The sequence below is a fragment of the Pseudomonas sp. CCNWLW23 genome, assembly GCF_037095675.1.
In the GTDB taxonomy this organism is placed as follows: Bacteria; Pseudomonadota; Gammaproteobacteria; order Pseudomonadales; family Pseudomonadaceae; genus Aquipseudomonas; species Aquipseudomonas atacamensis.
In genome coordinates this window covers 46823-69511 of the sequence record NZ_JBAWKM010000026.1, presented here as the reverse complement: position 1 = coordinate 69511, position 22689 = coordinate 46823, and the positions used below count along the sequence as shown (strand labels likewise).

The 22689-nt window shown below is 60.3% G+C and carries 23 protein-coding genes; 9 read left to right on the top strand and 14 right to left on the bottom strand.

Annotated features, from left to right (window positions below; all coding sequences use genetic code 11):
- Positions 1-22 precede the first annotated feature (22 nt).
- The 8 genes from pdxJ to lptF all read right to left on the bottom strand — a co-directional run bounded on the left by pdxJ (position 23) and on the right by lptF (position 8425).
- On the bottom strand, positions 23-766 hold the full coding sequence (gene pdxJ / locus V8J63_RS24915; RefSeq protein WP_076566005.1) for a pyridoxine 5'-phosphate synthase: 744 nt from the start codon (positions 764-766) through the stop codon (positions 23-25).
- A 39-nt stretch (positions 767-805) separates the two neighbouring features.
- The gene (gene recO / locus V8J63_RS24910; protein WP_110600235.1) at positions 806-1495 is read right to left on the bottom strand and encodes a DNA repair protein RecO; all 690 of its coding nucleotides are present in this window, start codon (positions 1493-1495) and stop codon (positions 806-808) included.
- 166 nt (positions 1496-1661) lie between these two features.
- On the bottom strand, positions 1662-2564 hold the full coding sequence (gene era, locus V8J63_RS24905; protein ID WP_016771562.1) for a GTPase Era: 903 nt from the start codon (positions 2562-2564) through the stop codon (positions 1662-1664).
- Positions 2557-3246: a ribonuclease III gene (gene rnc / locus V8J63_RS24900; RefSeq protein ID WP_024011703.1), complete on the bottom strand. Its 690-nt coding sequence runs from the start codon at positions 3244-3246 to the stop codon at positions 2557-2559. Before rnc ends, era begins: the two co-directional genes overlap by 8 nt.
- Positions 3247-3415: 169 nt before the next feature.
- Positions 3416-4270, bottom strand: a complete 855-nt coding sequence (gene lepB, locus V8J63_RS24895) for a signal peptidase I (protein WP_016771563.1) — start codon at positions 4268-4270, stop codon at positions 3416-3418.
- A gap of 9 nt (positions 4271-4279) precedes the next feature.
- The gene (lepA, locus tag V8J63_RS24890; protein WP_016771564.1) at positions 4280-6076 is read right to left on the bottom strand and encodes a translation elongation factor 4; all 1797 of its coding nucleotides are present in this window, start codon (positions 6074-6076) and stop codon (positions 4280-4282) included.
- A gap of 173 nt (positions 6077-6249) precedes the next feature.
- On the bottom strand, positions 6250-7311 hold the full coding sequence (gene lptG / locus V8J63_RS24885) for an LPS export ABC transporter permease LptG (protein WP_336464781.1): 1062 nt from the start codon (positions 7309-7311) through the stop codon (positions 6250-6252).
- Positions 7304-8425: an LPS export ABC transporter permease LptF gene (gene lptF, locus V8J63_RS24880; protein ID WP_016771566.1), complete on the bottom strand. Its 1122-nt coding sequence runs from the start codon at positions 8423-8425 to the stop codon at positions 7304-7306. The genes lptG and lptF overlap by 8 nt, the downstream gene beginning before the upstream one ends.
- Before the next feature lie 296 nt (positions 8426-8721).
- Here lptF and V8J63_RS24875 point away from each other — a divergent pair, with 296 nt between their 5' ends.
- The 5 genes from V8J63_RS24875 (at position 8722) to rlmF (ending at position 15387) form a co-directional block, all read left to right on the top strand.
- Complete coding sequence (locus V8J63_RS24875) at positions 8722-10212, top strand: leucyl aminopeptidase (RefSeq protein ID WP_039759172.1); 1491 nt, start codon at positions 8722-8724, stop codon at positions 10210-10212.
- A 57-nt stretch (positions 10213-10269) separates the two neighbouring features.
- Positions 10270-10698, top strand: a complete 429-nt coding sequence (locus V8J63_RS24870; RefSeq protein WP_016771568.1) for a DNA polymerase III subunit chi — start codon at positions 10270-10272, stop codon at positions 10696-10698.
- Between the two features lie 8 nt (positions 10699-10706).
- Positions 10707-11093: a DNA polymerase III subunit chi gene (locus V8J63_RS24865; RefSeq protein ID WP_336464780.1), complete on the top strand. Its 387-nt coding sequence runs from the start codon at positions 10707-10709 to the stop codon at positions 11091-11093.
- A gap of 194 nt (positions 11094-11287) precedes the next feature.
- The gene (locus V8J63_RS24860; protein WP_197891442.1) at positions 11288-14134 is read left to right on the top strand and encodes a valine--tRNA ligase; all 2847 of its coding nucleotides are present in this window, start codon (positions 11288-11290) and stop codon (positions 14132-14134) included.
- A 233-nt stretch (positions 14135-14367) separates the two neighbouring features.
- On the top strand, positions 14368-15387 hold the full coding sequence (gene rlmF / locus V8J63_RS24855; RefSeq protein ID WP_130887706.1) for a 23S rRNA (adenine(1618)-N(6))-methyltransferase RlmF: 1020 nt from the start codon (positions 14368-14370) through the stop codon (positions 15385-15387).
- Positions 15388-15582: 195 nt separating this feature from the next.
- On the opposite strand, the gene V8J63_RS24850 is transcribed toward rlmF, so the two are convergent.
- Positions 15583-15864 (bottom strand): HU family DNA-binding protein, encoded by a 282-nt coding sequence (locus V8J63_RS24850; protein ID WP_003221909.1) that lies wholly within the window; start codon positions 15862-15864, stop codon positions 15583-15585.
- A 395-nt stretch (positions 15865-16259) separates the two neighbouring features.
- Between V8J63_RS24850 and yejK the strand changes: the two genes are divergently transcribed.
- Together yejK and V8J63_RS24840 are read left to right on the top strand one after the other, a co-directional pair.
- Positions 16260-17264 (top strand): nucleoid-associated protein YejK, encoded by a 1005-nt coding sequence (gene yejK / locus V8J63_RS24845; RefSeq protein WP_016771572.1) that lies wholly within the window; start codon positions 16260-16262, stop codon positions 17262-17264.
- Positions 17264-17614, top strand: a complete 351-nt coding sequence (locus tag V8J63_RS24840; RefSeq protein ID WP_073473638.1) for a glutaredoxin family protein — start codon at positions 17264-17266, stop codon at positions 17612-17614. Before yejK ends, V8J63_RS24840 begins: the two co-directional genes overlap by 1 nt.
- A 117-nt stretch (positions 17615-17731) precedes the next feature.
- Here V8J63_RS24840 and V8J63_RS24835 read toward each other — a convergent pair whose 3' ends face one another.
- The 5 genes from V8J63_RS24835 to V8J63_RS24815 all read right to left on the bottom strand — a co-directional run bounded on the left by V8J63_RS24835 (position 17732) and on the right by V8J63_RS24815 (position 21709).
- Positions 17732-18667 (bottom strand): glutathione S-transferase family protein, encoded by a 936-nt coding sequence (locus tag V8J63_RS24835; protein ID WP_336464779.1) that lies wholly within the window; start codon positions 18665-18667, stop codon positions 17732-17734.
- Between the two features lie 84 nt (positions 18668-18751).
- Positions 18752-19054, bottom strand: coding sequence for a GIY-YIG nuclease family protein (locus V8J63_RS24830; protein ID WP_073473642.1), 303 nt, complete (start codon positions 19052-19054; stop codon positions 18752-18754).
- Between the two features lie 41 nt (positions 19055-19095).
- Entirely contained in the window at positions 19096-19566 is a 471-nt protein-coding gene (locus V8J63_RS24825; RefSeq protein WP_336464778.1) for a nuclear transport factor 2 family protein, read from the bottom strand.
- Between the two features lie 189 nt (positions 19567-19755).
- On the bottom strand, positions 19756-21060 hold the full coding sequence (locus tag V8J63_RS24820) for a CynX/NimT family MFS transporter (protein WP_123443481.1): 1305 nt from the start codon (positions 21058-21060) through the stop codon (positions 19756-19758).
- On the bottom strand, positions 21050-21709 hold the full coding sequence (locus V8J63_RS24815; RefSeq protein ID WP_262139228.1) for a FadR/GntR family transcriptional regulator: 660 nt from the start codon (positions 21707-21709) through the stop codon (positions 21050-21052). Before V8J63_RS24815 ends, V8J63_RS24820 begins: the two co-directional genes overlap by 11 nt.
- Before the next feature lie 166 nt (positions 21710-21875).
- Here V8J63_RS24815 and V8J63_RS24810 point away from each other — a divergent pair, with 166 nt between their 5' ends.
- Together V8J63_RS24810 and V8J63_RS24805 are read left to right on the top strand one after the other, a co-directional pair.
- On the top strand, positions 21876-22187 hold the full coding sequence (locus V8J63_RS24810; protein WP_336464777.1) for a type II toxin-antitoxin system MqsR family toxin: 312 nt from the start codon (positions 21876-21878) through the stop codon (positions 22185-22187).
- A complete protein-coding gene (locus tag V8J63_RS24805) occupies positions 22184-22672 on the top strand; it encodes a type II toxin-antitoxin system MqsA family antitoxin (protein ID WP_125918308.1) in 489 nt (162 codons plus the stop codon). The genes V8J63_RS24810 and V8J63_RS24805 overlap by 4 nt, the downstream gene beginning before the upstream one ends.
- Positions 22673-22689 lie beyond the last annotated feature (17 nt).

Below are 22689 nucleotides of genomic sequence, written 5' to 3'. Positions count from 1 at the left end.
CACAGGGGTTTTGTGTAGCTGCTCAGGATTTGGCAGCAGCCAGAATCAGCGCTTTCATTTCCGATACGGCAGACTTGAAGCCAACGAACAACGCATGCGCCACCAGCGCGTGGCCGATGTTCAGCTCATTGATGCCTTTGATCGCAGCCACGGCTTCAACGTTGTGGTAATGCAGGCCATGCCCGGCGTTAACGATCAAGCCTTGAGCCAGACCAAACGCAACGCCATCCGCCACACGCTTCAATTCCTCGGCCACTTCAGTCGGGGTTTCGGCATCGGCGTAACGACCGGTGTGCAGCTCGATAGCCGGCGCACCGACGCGCTTGGAAGCCGCAATCTGCCGCTCGTCAGCATCGATGAACAGCGACACTTCGCTGCCGATTTTCGACAAGCGCTCGACCGCAGCCCTGATGCGCTCCTCCTGCCCCGCTACATCCAGACCGCCTTCGGTGGTCAGCTCCTGACGGGTTTCCGGGACCAGGCAGATGTGCGCCGGGCGAATGCGCTCGGCGAACGCCATCATTTCTTCGGTGACGCCCATTTCGAAGTTCATGCGGGTTTGCAGCACATCCTTGAGCAGCAACACGTCGCGCTCCTGGATGTGCCGGCGGTCTTCGCGCAGGTGCACGGTGATGCCATCGGCGCCCGCCTCTTCTGCATCCAGCGCCGCCTTGACCGGATCCGGGTAGCGCGTGCCACGGGCCTGACGCAGGGTGGCGACGTGGTCGATGTTCACGCCGAGAAGAATGCGATTGCTGCTGGTCACGGATGCGCTCCTGAATTGAGAGGTTCGGCGCACAGCATATCAGGGCTTGCGAAACAGCTCGCGACTGACAAGCGGACGCCCGCCCAAATGCACTGCCAGGGCCTGGCGCATCAGACGCTTGGCCGCCGACAGCGCACCGGGCGCCGACCAGTCGGCTTCGGCCATGGCCAGCAGTTCGGTACCGTTGAACAAGCCTGGTTGCAGCAGATACACCCTTTCGAGACCGGCATCGACTTGCAGGCGATAGAGACCGTCAGGCGCGACAGGCTCGCCGTGGATGTCGGTATTCATGGAGAAGCCGTAGCCGAGATCATCCAGCAGACGCCATTCGAAGGAGCGCAGCAACGGTTCCAGCGGCCGACCTTCGGCCAGCGCCAGCAAGGTCGCGGCGTAATGATCAAATACTGCAGGATGCGGATCCTCGGCAGGCAACAGGCGGATCAACAATTCGTTGAGGTAGAGACCGCTGAACAGCGCCTCGCCATTGAGCCACGCAGAGGTGCCAGAACTCTCCATGCGCCCGACATTCTTCAGCTCGCCCTTGCCACGGAACTCGACCTCCAGCGCCACGAACGGCCGTGCCAGCGTCCCGGCCTTGCCCCGCGCACTGCGCAACACCGCCCGCAGCCGACCTTGCGGCGTGAGGAAATCGACCAGTGCGCTGGTTTCGCGATAGGCGCGCGAATGCAGGACGTAGGCGGGTTGGGCGGGAGGCGGGTTTTGCGACATTGAGTTCTCGATGAAGAAACGCGGTTTTACATACAACCCAAAACCACTGTGGGAGCGAGCCTGCTCGCGAAAGCGGAGTGACAGTCAACATCAATGCTGAATGTTACATCCTCTTCGCGAGCAGGCTCGCTCCCACAGTGAGTAGCGGTGTTTTCGAGATCGCTACTTACAGGTCGCCATAACCCAGCGAACGCAGCGCGCGCTCGTCATCGGACCAGCCGCCCTTCACCTTGACCCACAGGTTGAGCATGATCTTGGAGTCGAACAGCAGCTCCATGTCCTTGCGCGCTTCGGTGCCGATGCGCTTGATGCGCTCGCCCTTGTCGCCAATGATGATTTTCTTCTGGCCGTCACGCTCGACGAGAATCAGCGCGTGGATGTGCAATGTCTTGCCCTGCTGCTTGAATTCTTCGATTTCGACGGTGATCTGGTACGGCAGCTCGGCGCCCATCTGGCGCATGATTTTCTCGCGCACCAGTTCGGCGGCAAGGAAACGGCTGCTGCGGTCGGTGATCTGGTCTTCCGGGAAGAAGTGATCATTCTCCGGCAAGTGATCGGCGATGACCTTTTCCAGCGCTTCGAGGTTGTGCCCGTGCTGCGCGGAAATCGGGATGATCTGCGCGTTCGGCAGCTGTTCCTGCAACCAGCTCAGGTGCGGCATCAACTCGGCTTTGTCTTCGATACGATCGGTCTTGTTCAGCGCGACGATCAGCGGGCCGGTCACGTATTGCACACGCTCCAGAACCATCTGGTCTTCGTCGGTCCACTTGGTACGGTCGACGACGAAGATCACCACGTCAACATCTTTCAACGCCGCCGAAGCGGTTTTGTTCATGTAACGGTTCAGGGCCTTTTCGCCCCCCTTGTGCATGCCCGGGGTGTCGACGTAGATCGCCTGCACGTCGCCCTCGGTCTTGATCCCGAGCATGTTGTGGCGGGTGGTCTGCGGCTTGCGCGAAGTGATCGCGAGCTTCTGGCCAAGGATGTGGTTGAGCAACGTCGACTTGCCGACGTTGGGACGGCCGACGATGGCAACGTAGCCACAGCGAGTTGCGTTTGTATCAGTCATTGCCATTCTCCACGCCCAGGGCAATCAGTGCTGCGGCGGCCGCTACCTGTTCGGCAATACGACGGCTCACACCCTGACCTCGGCTTTTTTCATTCAGTAAGACCACTTCGCATTCGACGAAGAAGGTACGGCAGTGCGGTTCGCCCTGGATATCCACCACTTCGTAGCGTGGCAGTTCGCAACCGCGCGATTGCAGGTGTTCCTGCAAGCGGGTTTTCGGATCCTTGTTGGTGTCGACCAGCGTCAGGCCTTCGAATTCGCCGGCCAGCCAGGCCAGCACGCGCTCGCGGGCGACGTCCATGCCGGCATCGAGGTAGATCGCACCGATCAGAGCTTCGAGGGCATCGGCGAGAATCGATTCACGGCGGAAACCACCGCTCTTCAGTTCACCCGAACCCAGGCGCAGATAATCGCCGAGGTCGAAACCGCGAGCCAGTACGGCCAGGGTCTCACCTTTTACCAGCCGTGCGCGCAAACGCGACAACTGGCCTTCGCGGGCCAGCGGGAAGCGATCGAACAGCGCCTCGCCAGCGACGAAGTTGAGGATGGCATCACCGAGGAACTCCAGACGCTCGTTGTTGCGCCCGGCAAAACTGCGGTGCGTGAGGGCCAGCAGCATCAGCTCCTGATCCTTGAAGGTGTAACCGAGCTGGCGCTCGAGACGGCTTAGAGAAACGCTCACGGTTTACCCACGCTGAGTTCGTGGCTGGTTTCCACTGCCATCGCCGGGGTACGGCGCAGGCCTGGGACAATTAACGCTGTGTTCAAAAAATAAATCCTGGCGATTGCGAAGCCGATTGTGCCGGCTCCAGAAATGCATTCGGCGCTGTGGTCAACAGCGCCGTGTTTGATTACTTGATCAGGCCAACCCGCGAGAAATTCGGCAGGTGGCTGAGTTTCGGCTCTGGCCAGCTCATCCAGACCGCGAAGGCCTTGCCGACAATATTCTTGTCGGGAACCATGCCCAGCAGATCCTTGGGAATGTTCGGATCATCCCAGTAGCGGCTGTCATTCGAATTGTCGCGGTTGTCGCCCATCATGAAGTAGTGCCCGGCAGGCACTGTCCACGAACGGTCCGGGGTGGCGCGGTAGCGGCTCATTTCCTTACGGATCAGGTGTTCGGCTGCGCCGAGTTTTTCCTGATAGAGCTCCGCGCTGCCCAGCGAACCCGCCTCGGCGCCGACCATCTTCTCGGCAATCGATTCGCCGTTGACGAACAGACGCTTGTCGGCGGTGTAACGCACCGTGTCACCCGGCAGGCCGACCACACGCTTGATGTAGTTGACGTTCGGGTCGCTCGGGTAGCGGAACACCATCACATCGCCGCGCTGCGGGTCACCGACTTCGATGATCTTCTTGTCGATCACCGGCAGACGAATGCCGTAGGAAAACTTGTTCACCAGAATGAAGTCGCCGACATCCAGGGTCGGTTTCATCGAGCCGGACGGGATCTGGAACGGCTCCACCAGGAACGAACGCAGCACCAGCACGATGAACAGCACCGGAAAGAACGACTTGCCGTATTCGACCAGCAGCGGCTCTTTGTTCAGCTTCTCGACCACCACAGGCTCGGGCTGGCTGACACTGCCTTGATAAGAGGCAATGGCAGCACGCCGACGCGGTGCCAGGAACAGCAGATCAAGCAACGCCAACAGGCCGCAGACGAACACGGCGATGACCAGCAACAGCGGGAAATTTAGCGACATAGGACCTGATTATTCCAACCTGAGCACGGCGAGGAAGGCTTCCTGTGGAATTTCCACGTTGCCGACCTGTTTCATGCGTTTCTTACCGGCCTTCTGCTTCTCGAGCAGTTTCTTCTTACGACTGACGTCACCGCCGTAGCATTTGGCCAATACGTTCTTTCTGAGCGCCTTGACGGTTGTCCGCGCCACGATCTGACCACCGATGGCGGCCTGGATCGCCACGTCGAACATCTGACGAGGAATCAGTTCTTTCATCTTCTCGGTCAACTGGCGACCTTTGAAGTGCGAATTGTCACGGTGCACGATCAATGCCAGGGCATCGACCTTGTCGCCGTTGATCAGCACGTCCAGTTTCACCAGATTAGCCGATTGGTAACGATCGAAATGGTAGTCCAGCGAAGCATAGCCGCGGCTGGTGGATTTGAGACGGTCGAAGAAGTCCAGGACCACTTCGTTCATCGGCAGGTCGTAGGTCACTTGCACCTGATTGCCGAGGAACAGCATGTCGACCTGAACACCGCGTTTCTCGATGCACAGGGTGATCACGTTGCCCAAGTGTTCCTGCGGTACGAGGATATTGGCGCGCACGATTGGCTCGCGCATGTCCTCGATCGCCGACACATCCGGAAGCTTCGACGGGTTGTCGACGTAAATCGTTTCACCGGTTTTCAACACCAGTTCGAAAATTACTGTCGGCGCGGTGGTGATCAGGTCCAGGTCGTATTCGCGCTCGAGGCGCTCCTGGATGATTTCCATGTGCAGCATGCCGAGGAAGCCGCAACGGAAGCCGAAGCCCAGGGCGTCGGAGCTTTCCGGGGTGTACTGCAGCGACGAGTCGTTCAGGGTCAGCTTCTGCAGCGCTTCGCGGAAATCCTCGAAGTCGTCGGAACTGACCGGGAACAGACCGGCGTAAACCTGTGGCTGAATGCGTTTGAAGCCCGGCAGCACCGGAACGTCCGGCGTGGAGCTCAGGGTCAGGGTGTCACCGACCGGCGCACCGTGAATGTCCTTGATGCTGGCGATGATGAAGCCCACTTCGCCGGCCTTCAGATCAACGGTGGCGGTGTGCTTCGGGTTGAACACGCCGACGCTGTCGACCAGGTGCACCTTGCCGGTGGACTTGACCAGAATCTTGTCGCCCTTCTTCACACGGCCGTGGCGCACGCGTACCAGGGAAACAACGCCCAGGTAGTTGTCGAACCAGGAGTCGATGATCAACGCTTGCAGCGGATCTTCGATGTTGCCGGTCGGCGCAGGAATGGTGTGCACCAGACGCTCGAGCACTTCGTCGACACCCAGGCCGGTCTTGGCGCTGCAGGTGACGGCGTCGGTGGCGTCGATGCCGATGATCTTCTCGATCTCGTCCTTGACGCGATCCGGCTCGGCCTGGGGCAGGTCGATCTTGTTCAGGACCGGCATGACCTCCAGGCCCTGCTCGATGGCGGTGTAGCAGTTGGCCACGGACTGGGCTTCGACGCCCTGCCCCGCATCGACCACCAGCAAGGCGCCTTCGCACGCGGCCAGGGAACGGCTGACTTCATAGGTGAAGTCGACGTGGCCCGGGGTGTCAATGAAGTTCAGCTGGTAGGTGATGCCGTCTTTGGCTTTGTAATAGAGGGTAACGCTGTGGGCCTTGATGGTGATCCCGCGTTCACGCTCAAGATCCATGGAATCCAGTACCTGGGCTTCCATTTCACGCTCGGCCAGGCCGCCGCACATCTGGATGAAACGGTCAGCCAGCGTCGACTTGCCATGGTCAATGTGGGCGATGATGGAGAAATTGCGGATATGACTCAAATCACTCACGGATCAACACTCAAAAAGGCTGCAGGCTTGGCCCGCCGAAAAATAGCCGGGAATTGTACCTGATACACGGCGCAAGCGTCACGTTCGCCTGTCACCCGGATCGCATGCAAAAACGCCCCGGTCTGGCGACCGAGGCGTTTTCAGGGTTCAAGCGCTCAATGAAAGCTTGTTCATCAGCCCGCGCGTCTGAGCAGCCAGACACCCGCCAGCGCACACACGCCGGCCGGCACCAGCACCGCAAACAGCGGCGAGAAACCGAACACCAGACTCGATGGCCCCAGCAGATCCTGGACGATGCGGAAGGTGAAGCCCACCAGCACGCCGGTGAAGACCCGCTGACCGAGGGTCACCGAACGCAGTGGACCGAAGATGAACGAGATCGCCATCAGCACCAGCGCGGCAGTCACCAGCGGCTGCAACACCTTGACCCAAAATGCCAGCCAGTAACGGCCGTTGCTCAGGCCCTGCTCGGCCAGATAGTGGATGTAGCCCCACAGACCGCTGATCGACAGCGATTCCGGCGCCATGACCACGGTGCTGAGCAGCTGCGGGCTCAACGCCACGTCCCATTCCTCGCTCGGGGCGTTGACGACCTCGGTGCTGCGCTCGTGGAACAGCGTGGTGGCAACGTCAGTGAGCTGCCACTTGCTGCCGTCAAACTCAGCCTTTTTGGCGAAGCTGGAGCTGAGCAGATGGCGCTCTTTGTCGAAGTGATAACGCGTCACGCCGTACAACAGACCGTTCGGTTGAACGGCGTTGATGTGGATGAATTCTTCACCCTGACGGTGCCACATACCGTGCTTGGCGCTTTGCGCGTCGCCGCTGCCCTGGGCCAGCGAGCGATTGGCCTGGGCCATGCTTTCGGTGGCCGGGGCGACGTATTCGCCGATCAGCACGCCGACGAGCATCAGCACCAGCATCGGTTTCATGACGGCCCAGACGATACGGCCGATCGACACGCCAGCAGCGCGCATGACTGTCAGCTCACTGCTGCTGGCCAGACTGCCGAGACCGATCAGGCAGCCGATCAATGCCGCCATCGGCAGCATTTCATAGAGCCGGCGCGGTGCGGTGAGCAATACAAAACCGAGCACGTCGACCAAGGTGTAGGTGTCGCTGACGTCGCCCATTTCATCGATGAAGGCGAAAAGCGTTGCCAGGCCGAGGATGATCGCCAGCACGGCGATGATCGCCATGAACACGCTGCTGCCGATATAGCGGTCGAGTTTAACCACGGGCCACCTCCAGCGCAGCACTGCGACGGCTGGCCAGCTTCAGGCGCAGCGGCTCCCAATAAAGCAGGCCGAGGCCGATCACCAGGAAGATCGCGTGTACCCACCACAGGCCGAGGGCTGGCGGAATCTTGCCTTTTTCAAGGGCGCCGCGAGCGGCAATCAGGATGGTCAGGTAAGCCATATAAAGAAGAATCGCCGGCAGCAGCTTGAGGAAACGCCCCTGACGCGGATTCACCCGCGACAGCGGCACCGCCATCAGGGTCACGATGAATACCAGCAAAGGCAGGGACATGCGCCATTGCAGCTCGGTTTTTGAACGGATGTCATCACTGCCCCACAGGGACGAGGTCGGCATCGCATCGCGATCGGTGACTTCTTCGCTGACGTCCGGCTTGGGCAGCAGCACGCCGTAGGTTTCGTAATGAATGGCGCGGTAATCGGCTTGCCCCGGGCTGCCGTCATAGCGATAGCCGTTGTCGAGGATCAGGTAGCGATTGCCATCGGGGCGGATTTCCTGACGGCCCGACTCGGCCACCAGCACGGAAATCCCGCGGTCCTTTTTATCGGCGCCGAGGTTCTTCTGCGAGATGAACACGCTACCGAGATTGACGCGGTCGTCGCTCAGGGTTTCGGTGTAAGTCACTCGGGTGCCGTCGCGCAAGGCCTGGAAGCGTCCAGGTTCGAGGGTATCGAACTCGGTCAGCGCGTCCTGCTTGTTCAGCAGCAACTGAAACTGGTTGGCGCCCTGCGGAGCCAGGCCGAGGCTCAACCAAGCCACCACCAGTGCCACCAGCGTTGCCGGAAACAGGGTCATGCGAAACAGCTTCTGCTGGCTCATGCCGGTGGCCGAGAGCACGGTCATTTCGCTTTCGAGGTACAGGCGACCGTAGGCCAGCAGGATCCCGAGGAACAGGCCCAGCGGCAGAATCAGTTGCAGGAAACCCGGCAGACGAAAGCCCATGATCAGGAACAGCGAGCCCGGATCGAGCTGACCGGCCGCAGCCTGCGCCAGGTATTTGATGAAGCGACCGCTCATGATGATGACCAGCAGCACGGCACTTACGGCGCTGAGGGTCAACAGGACTTCGCGGGACAGATAACGGAAGACGATCAAACCAGACACTCCAGGGTTGTCAGGCTAAGGCGGCCAAACAAGCAAACACATCGACCGGCCCGCCATGCAGAGCGGTCGAAAAAAGATGCGGCATTATCCTGTGATTGGGTGCGCCTGTCACTGCGCACACTCATCCATCGCTGTAATCCTTTGCTGAGGGTTGTCAGGCGCGGGGAGCGAGGTTCAAACTGCGGCCCTTGTCGCAGGCTTTGGCCTGCGCCTCTTCTATCTATAAGCAGGCGACTGCGGACAGCGTCGAACGCCTGCGTGTTGACCATTCATTCAGGGATCCGGACATGGAACTGGTTGTAAAAAGCGTTAGCCCAGAAACGTTGAAAACCGCCACCCTGGTGGTTGCCGTCGGCGAAGGCCGCAAACTCGGTGTCGCCGCCAGACTGGTTGACGAGTCGAGCGGTGGCGCGATCAGCGCCGTGCTCAAGCGTGGCGACCTGGCTGGCAAGGTCGGTCAGAGCCTGCTGCTGCACAGCCTGCCGAACCTGAAAGCCGAGCGCGTGTTGCTGGTCGGCGTGGGCAAGGACGAAGAACTGGGCGACCGTCCGTTCCGCAAAATCGTTGCCGGCATCCTCAACACCCTCAAAGGCCTGGGCGGCGGTGATGCCGTGCTGGCGCTGGATGAAGTCATCGTCAAAGGTCGCGACAGCTACGGCAAGACTCGCCTGCTGGCAGAAACCCTGGTCGACGGCGGCTACACCTTCGACCAGTTCAAGAGCCAGAAAGCCGAACCGCGCGCCCTGAAGAAAATCACTCTGCTGACCATCAAGGCTGCGCAAGCCGAAGTGCAGCGTGCCGTGAACCACGCCACCGCCATCGCCAACGGCATGGCCTTCACCCGCGATCTGGGCAACCTGCCACCGAACATCTGCCACCCGACCTTCATGGGCGAACAAGCCAAGAACCTGGGCAAAGAGTTCAAGGATCTGAAAGTCGAAGTGCTCGACGAGAAGAAGATCAAATCCCTCGGCATGGGCTCGTTCTACGCTGTGGGCCAGGGCAGCGCCCAGCCGCCGCGCCTGATCGTCATGCAATACAACGGCGGCAAGAAATCCGAGAAGCCATACGCGCTGGTCGGCAAGGGCATCACCTTCGACACCGGCGGCATCAGCCTGAAGCCGGGCGCCGGCATGGACGAGATGAAATACGACATGGGCGGCGCTGCCTCCGTGTTCGGTACCTTGCGTGCTGTGCTTGAGCTGAAACTGCCGATCAATCTGGTGTGCATCCTCGCCTGCGCCGAAAACATGCCGAGCGGCAATGCTTCGCGGCCGGGCGATATCGTCACTACCATGAGCGGCCAGACCGTGGAAATCCTCAACACCGACGCTGAAGGCCGTCTGGTGCTGTGCGATGCGCTGACCTACGCCGAGCGCTTCAAGCCACAAGCGGTGATCGACATCGCCACCCTGACCGGTGCTTGCGTAGTTGCCTTGGGCGCGCACACGTCCGGCCTGCTGGGCAACAACGACGAGCTGATCGACCAACTGCTCAGCGCCGGCAAGGCTGCCGACGACCGCGCCTGGCAACTGCCGCTGTTCGATGAGTATCAAGAGCAGCTGGACAGCCCGTTCGCCGACATCGCCAACATTGGCGGGCCGAAGGCAGGCACCATCACTGCCGCCTGCTTCCTGTCGCGCTTCACCAAGAACCTCAACTGGGCGCACCTGGACATCGCCGGCACGGCATGGACCAGCGGCGGCAAGGACAAAGGCGCCACCGGCCGTCCGGTTCCACTGCTGACCCAGTACCTGCTCGATCGCGCCAAGGCCTGAAACCGCTGAAAGGTGGCGTCACTCTCGGGTGACGCCACTTGCCGCTCTGGAACCGCAATGACCAAAGTCGACTTCTATATCCTGCCCAGCGCCGATCCTTCAGCGCGCCTGGATTTCGCCTGCAAGCTCACCGAGAAAGCCTGGCGCATGGGCCACCGCATCTACCTGCATTGCAGCGATGCGGCCCAGCGCGACGATCTCGATGCGCGTCTGTGGGCATTCAAGGGTGAAAGCTTCGTGCCCCACGGCCCGGCCGACAGCGAACCGGACGGTTTGATCGTGCTGGGACTCGGGCAAGACTGCGGTGAGCATCAGGATCTGCTGGTCAATCTCGACCTGAAAGTCCCGGCCTTCGCCAGCAAATTCGCCCGCGTGGCGGAAGTGGTGGTGGAAGATCCGACCATCCGAGCGGCGGCGCGGGAGAGTTTCCGTTTCTACCGCGAACAGGGCTATTCTCTGCAAGACCACCGTTTACAGCGACTCTGAGCACTCCAATGGACACTCCGAAACCGCAACAGAAGTCCGCACATCTGCTGGACGATCTTGAATCGATCCGCCAGTTGCTCGGCGATGACAACCTGCAACCGCCGCTTTTGACCGATACGGTCGATGACGGCGAACAGGAACAGATTCCGATGCTGTTCGATTCCGTCGGCAATCAGCCGGCGGCCGTCGAGCCGCCACCAGCGCCGCCGGCGCCGCCGGCTGCCGCACCGGTCGATAAAGGCCCGGATGCCTTGCTGCACCTGGACAGCGAACTGCGCGCCGCCGCGCAATTGATCATGCAAGACGTGATCGACGACTTCGCCCCGCACATCGAGACCGAAATCAAACGCCGCCTCGATGCGCGGATGGAGCGGCTGCTCAGCCAGTACGAGTAAGCCGCTAGTGCAGGAGCTGCCGAAGGCTGCGATCTTTTGACTTTGCTTTCACAAAAAACAAGATCAAAAGATCGCAGCCTTCGGCAGCTCCTGCATTTAGATCTCCGCCAGACCTCCCCCGCTCGCCCTCGGCACCATGCCCCGCTATACTTCCCGGCTTTTCCTGAATAAATGCCAATAGGGTCCCGCCGCGCATGGATAAGACCTACCAGCCGCACGCCATTGAAACTTCCTGGTACAAGACCTGGGAGTCCGAGAACTACTTCGCCCCGCAAGGCGCGGGCGAGTCCTACACCATCATGATCCCGCCGCCGAACGTCACCGGCAGCCTGCACATGGGTCACGGCTTCAACAACGCGATCATGGACGCGTTGATCCGTTTCCGCCGCATGCAGGGTCGCGACACCCTGTGGCAGCCGGGCACCGACCACGCCGGTATCGCCACGCAGATGCTGGTGGAGCGTCAGCTCGAAGCCCAGGGCCAGAATCGTCACGATCTGGGCCGGGAAAAATTCCTCGAAAAAGTCTGGGAATGGAAAGATCAGTCCGGCGGCAACATCAGCCGGCAGATCCGCCGCCTCGGCTCGTCCGTCGACTGGAGCCGCGAGCGCTTCACCATGGACGACGGCCTCTCGGAAGCGGTCAAGGAAGCCTTCGTGCGCCTGCATGAAGACGGCCTGATCTACCGCGGCAAGCGCCTGGTCAACTGGGACACCAAACTGCACACGGCGATTTCTGACCTCGAAGTGGAAAACCACGAAGAGAAAGGTTTCCTGTGGAACCTGAAATACCCATTGGCCGATGGTGTGAAAACCGCCGAGGGCAATGGCTTCCTGATCGTCGCCACCACCCGTCCGGAAACCATGCTCGGCGACTCCGCCGTCGCGGTTAACCCGAACGACGAGCGCTACAAAGCGCTGATCGGCAAATTCGTCGAGCTGCCACTGGTTGGCCGGCGCATCCCGATCATCGCCGACGATTACTGCGATCCTGAATTCGGCACCGGCTGCGTGAAAATCACCCCGGCCCACGATTTCAACGACTACGAAGTCGGCAAGCGCCACAACCTGCCGCTGCTGAACATCTTCGACAAGAACGCCAACGTGCTGCCTGCCGCGCAGGTGTTCAACCTTGACGGCACGCTGAACGAGAGCATCGACGGCAAGATTCCGGCGGAGTTCGCCGGGCTGGAGCGTTTCGAGGCGCGCAAGCAGATCGTCGCCGCGTTCGACGCTGCCGGCCTGCTGGTGAGCGTCAACGATCACAACCTGAAAACGCCGAAAGGCGATCGCTCCGGCACGGTCATCGAACCGTGGCTGACCGACCAGTGGTACGTATCGACCAAGCCTCTGGCCGAGCCGGCGATTGCTGCCGTTGAAGACGGTCGCATCCAGTTCGTGCCCAAGCAGTACGAAAACATGTACTTCTCGTGGATGCGCGACATCCAGGACTGGTGCATCAGCCGTCAGCTGTGGTGGGGCCACCGGATTCCGGCCTGGTACGACGAGTCGGGCAAAGTCTACGTCGGTCGCGACGAAGCCGAAGTGCGTGCCAAGCACAACCTCGGCCCGGACGTTGCGCTGCAACAGGACAACGACGTACTCGACACCTGGTTCAGCTCCGGGCTGTGGACCTTCTCGACCCTGGGCTGGCCTGAGCAGACCGAGTTCCTGAAGAAATTCCACTCCACCGACGTGCTGGTCACCGGTTTCGACATCATTTTCTTCTGGGTTGCCCGGATGATCATGATGACCATGCACCTGATGAAGAACGAAGACGGCACGCCGCAGGTTCCGTTCAAAACTGTGTACGTACACGGTCTGGTGCGCGACGGCCAGGGCCAGAAGATGTCCAAGTCCAAGGGCAACGTCCTTGACCCGCTGGACATCATCGACGGCATCGACCTGGAAACCCTGGTGCAGAAGCGCACTTCGGGCCTGATGCAACCGAAACTGGCGAAGAAGATCGAGAAAGCCACCCGCGAAGAATTCGCCAATGGCATCGAAAGCTACGGCACCGACGCCCTGCGCTTTACCTTCTGTTCGCTGGCCTCGACCGGTCGCGACATCAAGTTCGACATGGGTCGCGTCGAAGGCTATCGCAACTTCTGCAACAAGATCTGGAACGCCGCGCGTTACGTTCTGGACAAGGGCGAAGATTGCGGCCAGAACGGCGAAGCCTACGAGCTGTCGTTGGCTGATCGCTGGATCATCTCGCAGTTGCAACGCACCGAAGCCGAAGTGACCCGCCAACTGGATCAGTTCCGTTTCGACCTCGCCGCGCAAGCGCTGTACGAGTTCATCTGGAACCAATACTGCGACTGGTATCTGGAACTGTCCAAGCCTGTGCTGTGGGACGAGAACGCGCCGGTCGAACGTCAGCGCGGTACTCGCCGGACGCTGGTGCGCGTGCTGGAAGTGGCGCTGCGTCTGGCGCATCCGTTCATGCCGTTTATCACTGAGGAAATCTGGCAGCGTATCGCGCCGCTGGCCGGTATTCAGGGCAAAACGATCATGCTGCAGCCTTGGCCGGTGGCCAACGAGGAGCGCATCGATCCGGCGGCGGAAAACGACATCGAATGGCTCAAGGAACTGATGCTCGGCACGCGCAACATTCGTGGCGAGATGAACATCGGCCCGGGCAAGCCACTGCCGATCTTCCTGAAGAACGTCAGCACTGAAGACCAGCGCCGCTTGTCCGAGAACGAAGCGCTGCTGAAGAAGCTGGCGCGCCTGGAATCGATCACCGTACTCGCCGCTGGCGAAGAAGCACCGCTGTCCGCCACCGCATTGGTGGGCGAGATGGAAGTGCTGGTGCCAATGGCCGGTCTGATCGACAAGGGCGCGGAACTGGCGCGTCTGGACAAGGAAATCCTGCGTCTGCAGGGCGAAGTCCAACGCGTTGGCGGCAAGCTCTCCAACGCAGGATTCGTCGACAAGGCCCCGGCCGAAGTCATCGAGAAGGAACGCGCCAAACTGGCCGAGGCCGAACAGGCCCTGGGCAAACTGGCCGAGCAGCACGCGCGGATTGCCAGTCTGTAACGGCAAATCGCACTGAAGAAGGGAGGCCCAGGTGGCCTCCCTTTTTTATTCCTGCAAAACCTCGAGTCCCCTGTGGGAGCGAGCCTGCTCGCGAAAGCGGCGTGTCAGCCGACAAATCTGTCAGATGTAAAACCGCGTTCGCGAGCAGGCTCGCTCCCACAGTTTGAACGGTGTTGCCTTCAGATGTGGGACAATGCCCGCCACTTTCAGCCATACCCGAATCGACCACGCCCATGACCACCCCCCGCACACCCAAACCTGCGCGCAAGAAGCCTGACGCCGCGTCCCCGAGCAAAGCCGTCGAGCCGCGCGACAAGGCCAGCCTGCATCCGCGCAATCGCCATCAGGGTCGTTACGACTTTCCGGCACTGATCAAGACCACGCCGGAACTGGCCAAGTACGTGATCACCAACCCGTACGGCAAGGAAAGCATCGACTTCGCCAGCCCCGACGCGGTGCGGGTGTTCAATCGGGCGCTGCTCAAGGCGTTCTATGGCATTCAGCATTGGGACATCCCGGCCGACTATCTGTGCCCTCCGGTTCCGGGGCGTGCCGACTATGTGCACTTTCTCGCCGACCTGCTGGCGAGCATGAACGACGGTAAGGTGCCGCGCGGTGCGATCGTCAATGTGCTGGACATCGGCATGGGCGCCAACTGCGTGTATCCGCTGATTGGCAACAGCGAATACCGCTGGCACTTCCTCGGCTCGGAGATCGACCCGACAGCCGTGGCGGCGGCGCGAGCCATCGTGCAGTCCAATGATCTGAGCAAAGTGATCCAGCTGCGCCAGCAGGAAAACCGCAAGCACATCCTTATCGGCTTGCTGGAGCCGGGCGAGCGTTTTGACCTGACCATGTGCAACCCGCCGTTCCACGCCTCGATGGAAGAAGCGACCAAGGGCAGCGAGCGCAAGTGGCGCGCCTTGGGCAAGGCCGACCCGAAACGCAAGCTGCCGGTGCTGAACTTCGGCGGACAATCGGCGGAGCTGTGGTGTGAAGGCGGTGAAGCGCGCTTCGTGACGCAGTTGATTGCCGAGAGCGCGAACTTCCAGCACAAGGTGTTGTGGTTCAGCACCCTGGTGTCGAAGGCCTCGAACCTGCCGGCCATCGAGACGGCACTGAAGAAGGCCGGCGTGCTGGAAAGCCAGGTCGTGGAGATGTCGCAGGGGCAGAAGCAGAGCCGCTTTGTCGCCTGGACCTTCCAGACCAAGTCCGAGCAGCAGATCTGGCGGCGTGAGCGCTGGGTGCGCTAAGACACAGCAGATCCCCCTGTGGGAGCGAGCCTGCTCGCGAAGGCAGCGTGTCAGTCAGCTTCAATATCGACTGACCCACCGCTTTCGCGAGCAGGCTCGCTCCCACATTTGCCCGCGACTTGACCGTCAAATCGCAGACACAAAAAAACCGTGCCCCGGATCACTCCGAAGCACGGTTTTTTTTATCGCTGCGTCTTACTTGTTCACAGCGTCGGTCAGGCCTTTGGCCACAACCAGCTTGATCACTTTCTTTGCAGGGATTTCGATGGCAGCGCCAGTCGAAGGGTTACGGCCGGTGCGGGCAGGACGCTCGGTCACTTTCAGCTTGCCGATACCTGGCAAGGTGATTTCGCCGCCGTTTTCCAGCTGATCGGCAACGATTTGGCCCAGTTGGTCCAGAGCGTTACGCGCGGTGGTTTTCGGCGCGTCGATAGCTTCAGCGATGTCGGCGATCAGTTGGTCTTTAGTAAGAGCCATGTAGTGTTCCTTCCCTATCAAATTCATATGGATTGCAGAGTGCAGTGTCAGCCATCATGCCCGATCTTCTGGATCTGGCACCCTCGGCGATAACCACGACGAGTCGGGTTATAGATGCCGAAATCAGGGTTTGGTTCGACCTGACAAATGCTGAATGCACGCTTAACGCAGTGACTTCGCGTAAGACCGGGCAAAACTAGCACAGCGACAAGGAAATATCCGCCTCTAGCTACCCATTTGGTCAGCTTTATTGCGCTAAATCGGTAAAAAACCGCTTAAGGCCGGGCGCGCGCCCCGGTTTTGCCCTGCAACCCGCGCCAAAACCAGTGGTTGCGGTACACTGAGCGCTTTTTCGGGGGAGCCTGCCCTCCTCCCTTCCAACAGCCGAGAAGCCCATGCCGATCCGTCATTGCATCGTCCACCTGATCGACAAAAAACCCGACGGCACGCCCGCAGTTCTGCACGCCCGTGACTCTGAACTGGCCGAGTCCGCAGCCATCGAAAACATGCTCGCCGACCTCAACGAAAGCTACAACGCCAAACAGGGCAAAGCCTGGGGCCTGTTCCATCCGGAATCCGGCGCGTTCCCGTTCAGCGGCTGGCTGAAGGAGTACATGGACGGCGGCCGTGACTTCACCGCGTTCAGTAAAGTGGCGGTCGAGCATCTGCAGAAGCTGATGGAAGAATCCAACCTGTCGGTGGGCGGCCACGTGCTGTTCGCCCACTATCAGCAAGGGATGACCGACTATCTGGCAATCGCCCTGCTGCACCACAGCGAAGGCGTGGCGGTGACCGATGAGCTCGACGTGACGCCTTCGCGCCATCTCGACCTTGGCCAGTTGCATCTGGCCGCGCGGATCAACGTTTCCGAGTGGCAGAACAACAAGCAGTCCAAACAGTACATTTCGTTCATCAAGGGCAAGAATGGCAAGAAGGTCTCGGAATACTTCCGCGACTTCATCGGCTGCCAGGAAGGCGTCGACGGCCCCGGCGAGACCCGCACCCTGCTCAAAGCCTTCAGCGACTTTGTCGAGAGCGAAGACCTGCCGGAAGACTCGGCCCGCGAGAAAACCAAGACTCTGGTCGACTACGCCAGCAGCCAGGCCAAGCTCGGCGAACCGATGGGCCTTGAGGAGCTGTCGGAGCTGATCGACGAAGAACGCCCGAAGGCCTTCTACGACCACATTCGCAACAAGGACTACGGCCTCTCGCCAGAGATTCCGGCAGACAAGCGCACCCTCAATCAATTCCGCCGCTTCACCGGCCGCGCCGAAGGCCTGTCGATCAGCTTCGAAGCGCATCTGCTGGGTTCGAAGATCGAGTACGACGAAGAGAACGGCACCCTGATCATCAAAGGCCTGCCGACTTCGCTGACCGACCAGTTGAAGCGGCGTAACTGATGCTCGGCAACGTGCTGAAAAAAGTCGCCCTGGTGCTGCTGGTGGTCGTGGTTTATCAGAACTGGGGCAAGATCGAGCGAGTGTTCAATCCCTCGCAGATGGTCTCGCAGCAGACCCGGGCGCAAGCCAATGTCGTGCTCTATGCCACCGACTGGTGCGGCTACTGCAAACAGACCAAACGCTTTCTCGACAGCAAGGGCATACCGTTCAAGGAGTACGACATCGAGAAGGATGCCGATGCGCGCAAGGCGTATGAGGCATTGGGTGGACGCGGGATTCCGCTGATTGATGTGAACGGTACGTTGATTCGCGGGTTCGATCCGGACGAAATCCTCGCCGCCCTGAAATAACCAATGTGGGAGCGAGCCTGCTCGCGAAAGCGCTGCATCAGCCAACAACAATGTTGAATGATCCATCGTCTTCGCGAGCAGGCTCGCTCCCACAGGTTTTGCCGCTGACTTGATAAATCAGCGCGCCTCGATACGGAACCCAAAGCGCGGAAAGTGCACATGCACCACGCCGCCACGTTCGTCTTCACGGCGAATGATCAGCTCTTCACTGCCAGCAAACAGCAGCTCGCCCACCACCGGATCAACGCCGTAATCGATAGCGGCAATTGCCACTTGCTGGCCCGCCTTGAAGCCGTTCGGATCAACGAACCGCTCATCCGGCAATGCCGCTGGCGTCGCGTTATGCGCGACCTCCAGTGCCTCGGCGGAAGACATCTCGCTCGCTGCGCCATGGCCGAACCCCAGCACCCGACCCAGCCACGCCGCCACCGCCGGGTATTCATCCACCAGCGGCGCCGTCACGTGGGTCGCCTTGAGGAACCACATCGGATGCGCCAGGGCGAAGTCAGCAATCGACGGCTCACCAAAAAGGAAGTCGCCCTGCTCGCGCTGCAACTGCTGCTCCAGACGCGCCATGATCGTCGGCCACTGATGTTTGGCCTGCTCGGCGGACAGACGCGTGGCGCTGCCACCGCTGAACAGACCGGCGCGGTCGGCCAGGAATGCCTTGATCGCTTCCGGCGGCAATTTGCCGAAACGCACCGCCACCGATTCCGGCTGGAATACCAGGCTTACGGCGTGCTGGAACACCACCGAATCGGCCCACGCCGCAAAACTGGCGCAGGTCATTTCCTGACCCTCGGGGAAGAACGCCGGCAGGGCTTTTTCCTGTTCCAGGCGTCGAGCGATCAGTGCGGTGTCGCAATAGATGTCAGCACCGATCTGCAACACAGGGGTCTTGCGGTAGCCACCGGTCAACGCGGTCAGATCCGGCTTTGGCATCACCGGGGAAATATGCACCGAACGCCAGGACAGGCCTTTGAAGCCCAGCAGCAGGCGGGCCTTCTCGGCGAATGGAGAGGTCGGGTAATGGTGCAGAATCAACTCGGACATGCTCGGCTCCGCCGCTCAGATAGTGAGCCCGCAGCTTAGCGTGCATTGGATTAGCAGCCTACAGATCTGCCTGATGGGAACCAATCAGTCAGATTGATAAGACGCGACGAGGCATTCCTTGGCGCTTTTGCGCAGCTTCTTGATCAGCCGTTCCTGGCGCAAAGCATCGCTTTTGTCGCGGCACAGTTCGGTGTAGACCAGCGCCATCGCCGGGCTGGAGAGAAAGAACCGCGCGCCCTTGCCGCTCTGGTGCTTGGCAAAACGCCGCACCGGGTCGTCGCTGATTCCGCAGTACAACGAGCCATTGGCGGCACGCACGAGGTAGACGAACCAGGATTTGCTCACTGGCTCGGCAGCATCGACGGATTGTTCGCTAAGACTGGTCACTTGGGTGATCTGAACATGTAGGAAAACAGGCGGCGATCTTATCAGCGCCCGGCCTGAAATGCCTTCAGTCCCTTGCGCGCCTGGGCGCGGACGGCGTTGCGCACCAGCGGCGTCCAGCCCAGCAGCAGGCCTTTGAAACCCAACGCCTGGCGCGACCAGCGCCACAGATCGAAGTGGTCGTGGTGCTCACAGATCTTGCCGTCACGGAACACGAAGCGCGCCTGGATATCGTTGATGACGATGTTGCCGGTCTGGCTGAACAGGTAGGTCGCGACCCAGTGTGCGCCGCCGCTGCGTTCGTCGGCGCGGACGTTGTCGAAGGTCAGGGAGAAATCCTTGGCGCGGGTAGTCAGCATGCGCCACATGTCGCCGGCATCGCGCCCGCGCAACTCACCGAACGCCGGATCGCTGAAGACCACATCATCGGTGTAGCAGGCGGCCATGGCTTCGGCGTCAAGGCGCTGCAAGGCTTGGTAGAAGCGGGTGATCAGGGCGCTATGGGCTTCGCTCAAGGCAATCTCCAAAGAAATAGGTACAGATTGCCAGCACCATAATCTGCCGCGCGCAGAAACACTATCGGCAATATGCAAAACCCTTGCGGGAGCGAGCCTGCTCGCGAAGGCAATTCAACATTCAACACCTTTGTTGACCGAACACCGCTTTCGCGAGCAGGCTCGCTCCCACATTTGCACCCAGTGCATTCAGATCTTTTCGCTTTGCACCTGCACATACAACGCCCGCCCAGCACCCAGCCCGGCCAGGATCGCACCAGCGCCGATAATGCCGAAAATCCAGCCCAGCGCATTCCAGCCGCCGGTCCAGTCATGCACCACGCCCACGGCAAACGGCCCCATGGACGCCAGGGTGTAGCCAAAACCCTGGGACATGCTCGACAGGTTCGCCGCGACATGGGAATCGCGCGAGCGCAGCACGATCAGGGTCAGGGCCAGACTGAACGTACCGCCCTGCCCCAGCCCGAGCAGAATCGCCCAGCCCCACAGACCTTCGATCGGTGCGTACAGGCAGCCGAACAGGCCGGCCAGGGTCAGCGCCATGACCACCACGATCGCCAGACGCTGATCCTTGCCACGGGTCGCCAGCCACGGCGCGGCCAGCGAACTGGCCAGCTGAATGATCACCGAACCGGACAGCACCAATCCGGCCTGAGTCGGTGTCAGCCCGCGACCGATGAGGATCGACGGCAACCAGCCAAACACGATGTAGGCCAGCGACGATTGCAGGCCCATGTACAAGGTCACCTGCCAGGCCAGCGGATCACGCAGCAACCCGCGCACGCGGTAGGCGACGTTGTGTGCGCCATGTTTGGAGCCGACTTGTGGCAGCCAGAAAACCGCCGCCACCAATGCCGGAATCACCCAGAAGCCCAGGCCCATCGCCCAGCTGTTGCCGAAGTGTTCACTCAGCGGCACGGTCGAACCCGCCGCCATCGCTGCGCCCAGGCACAGCGCCATGGTGTAGACGCCGGTCATGGTCCCGGCGTGTTTGGCGAAGTCGCGCTTGACGATGCCCGGCAGCAGCACGCCGACGATGCCGATGCTGGCGCCGCCAAGCACGCTGCCGGCGAACAGCCCGATCTCGCCGAAATTGCTGCGCAGGATGATGCCGCCGGCCAGTGTCAGCAGAATCCCCAACACCACGCGCTCAGCACCAAACCGCCGCGCAAGGATCGGCGCCAGCGGTGCGAACAAGCCCAAGCACAGCACCGGCAACGTGGTCAGCAACCCCGCCTGCGCCGCAGACAGCCCGAGGCTTCTGGAGACCTCGCTGAGCAATGGCGCCATGCTCGACAACGCCGGGCGCAGGTTCAGCGCCACTAGAATCAGCCCGAGCAGCAACAGCCACGGACGTTTTACCAACGGATGGCTTTGCTGCACCTGCTCGTCGTCGGCCTCGGCATCGATCAGCAGCTCTTCAAGTTCGGGGGTGCGTTTCGATGCTGTGGATAACTCACTGCGGGACATGGTCTTCTCGGTTTCAAGGTTCATTGATCAACTGCCTCGACAAGGCTTTGGCCCGTTCCGGGTCGCGTTGCTCGACCGCATCGAGCAAGTCGATGTGCAGATCGAACACTTCCTGACGGCGCGGGGAGATATTCAGGGTCTGGCGCAATTGCGCGCCGACGATGCTGGAGAAGTAGCGATACAACTCGCTGAGGGTCGGGTTGTGCGCGGCGTCGACCAGTCGGCGATGGAACACCAGATCGCAGGCGATATAGGTGTCGAGATCGCCGTGGTAATGGCTGCCGCTGGTGCCGAGCGCTTCACGCAGCGCCGCCAGATCCTCATCGGTACGACGCAACGCCGCCAGGCCGATGGCCTCGACTTCAAGGATGTGCCGGGTCTCCCGAGCCTGCTCCAGGGAACAGCGGGACAACGCTTTGAGCGTATCCAGCGGATCGACCACCGCGCGCAGATAACTGCCATCGCCCTGGCGAATTTCGATCAGACCGGAAAACGCCAGAACACGCATGGCTTCGCGCACGGTGTTGCGGCTGATGCCCAGCTCGGCGCACAGCTCAGGCTCGGTCGGCAGACGCTCGCCGACCTGCCACGCACCGCTGTTGATGCGCTGACGCAGTTGATCCAAAGCCTGATCGACCAGAGATCGCTTGATCAAAGGGGAAATTTCGGACATGAGCCTCGCCTTTTCATCCAATCATAGGATGAATTTTCCGACATGTTAGTCAGACCCATGTAGGACGGCAACTACCTAGGGTCAATCGGAGACACATGGAGCGGCATTTTCGATTGGTCAAAATTACCCTTTAAGGGTAATTTCAGGGACAGGGTTTTGGCTTCTTATGGAAAAGAACACACCCCATTACGACTTGGCGGTGATCAAGTCTGAAGTGAGGCGACTGGGTCAAAATGCTTTCACCAAAACTTCAGTATGGTCAGCTGAGAAGCTCGGCTTCAATGTCAGCGAAATGCAGGAGATTGTTTTCGAGCTACAAACCAAGATGTTGTACAAATCGATGACTACTTATGAGGATCATCGAATCTGGCAAGACGTGTATCACATCAATTCACGAGATCAGGAGATTTACATCAAGGTGACATACCGCCCCGGCGGCAGCCCACCGGTGATCTCCTTCAAGGAGAACAACCCATGAAAACCCAGCAATGTGTCAGCTGCGGTGCACGTGAGGGAATGACCCATTTTCAGGGGCGTGGCGAAACCCTCAAAGTCAAAGGCATGGAGCGTCGTGTCGATAATCTTTCTGGCTGGGAATGCCAGAAGTGCGGTGAGATTGAATGGGACGCCGAGACCGATAGTGCGGAGCGGTATTGCAACGCAGGTGATGAGTTGGTCATCGCTGCCAGGAAAATGATCGGCGACGAGATGAAGCGGATTCGCCGCAAATTGCATCTGACGCAAAAAGAGACGGTGCAACTGCTATCTGGGGGTGGGCATAACGCATTCTCTCGCTACGAGCGCGGCGAAATCTTGCCGCCCAAGGCACTCATACTGCTGATGCGTTTATTGGATCGTTACCCATATTTGCTAACCGATGCAAAGACTCTCGGCGAAGGTGCAGATTTGAGAGGTTTCGAGCACATCGTCCACAAAGAACATGAATCCCTTTCGGTTTCCTGACCCCGAAAAAACAACCC

What these genes read in the sequence shown, in the direction of transcription:
- recO (WP_110600235.1), bottom strand. Translation starts at nt 1,495, where the DNA reads ATGTCGCAAAACCCGCCTCCCGCCCAACCCGCCTACGTCCTGCATTCG.
- era (WP_016771562.1), bottom strand. Translation starts at nt 2,564, where the DNA reads ATGACTGATACAAACGCAACTCGCTGTGGCTACGTTGCCATCGTCGGC.
- lepB (WP_016771563.1), bottom strand. Translation starts at nt 4,270, where the DNA reads ATGTCGCTAAATTTCCCGCTGTTGCTGGTCATCGCCGTGTTCGTCTGC.
- V8J63_RS24875 (WP_039759172.1), top strand. Translation starts at nt 8,722, where the DNA reads ATGGAACTGGTTGTAAAAAGCGTTAGCCCAGAAACGTTGAAAACCGCC.
- V8J63_RS24870 (WP_016771568.1), top strand. Translation starts at nt 10,270, where the DNA reads ATGACCAAAGTCGACTTCTATATCCTGCCCAGCGCCGATCCTTCAGCG.
- V8J63_RS24865 (WP_336464780.1), top strand. Translation starts at nt 10,707, where the DNA reads ATGGACACTCCGAAACCGCAACAGAAGTCCGCACATCTGCTGGACGAT.
- V8J63_RS24860 (WP_197891442.1), top strand. Translation starts at nt 11,288, where the DNA reads ATGGATAAGACCTACCAGCCGCACGCCATTGAAACTTCCTGGTACAAG.
- rlmF (WP_130887706.1), top strand. Translation starts at nt 14,368, where the DNA reads ATGACCACCCCCCGCACACCCAAACCTGCGCGCAAGAAGCCTGACGCC.
- V8J63_RS24850 (WP_003221909.1), bottom strand. Translation starts at nt 15,864, where the DNA reads ATGGCTCTTACTAAAGACCAACTGATCGCCGACATCGCTGAAGCTATC.
- yejK (WP_016771572.1), top strand. Translation starts at nt 16,260, where the DNA reads ATGCCGATCCGTCATTGCATCGTCCACCTGATCGACAAAAAACCCGAC.
- V8J63_RS24840 (WP_073473638.1), top strand. Translation starts at nt 17,264, where the DNA reads ATGCTCGGCAACGTGCTGAAAAAAGTCGCCCTGGTGCTGCTGGTGGTC.
- V8J63_RS24835 (WP_336464779.1), bottom strand. Translation starts at nt 18,667, where the DNA reads ATGTCCGAGTTGATTCTGCACCATTACCCGACCTCTCCATTCGCCGAG.
- V8J63_RS24820 (WP_123443481.1), bottom strand. Translation starts at nt 21,060, where the DNA reads ATGAACCTTGAAACCGAGAAGACCATGTCCCGCAGTGAGTTATCCACA.
- V8J63_RS24815 (WP_262139228.1), bottom strand. Translation starts at nt 21,709, where the DNA reads ATGTCCGAAATTTCCCCTTTGATCAAGCGATCTCTGGTCGATCAGGCT.
- V8J63_RS24810 (WP_336464777.1), top strand. Translation starts at nt 21,876, where the DNA reads ATGGAAAAGAACACACCCCATTACGACTTGGCGGTGATCAAGTCTGAA.
- V8J63_RS24805 (WP_125918308.1), top strand. Translation starts at nt 22,184, where the DNA reads ATGAAAACCCAGCAATGTGTCAGCTGCGGTGCACGTGAGGGAATGACC.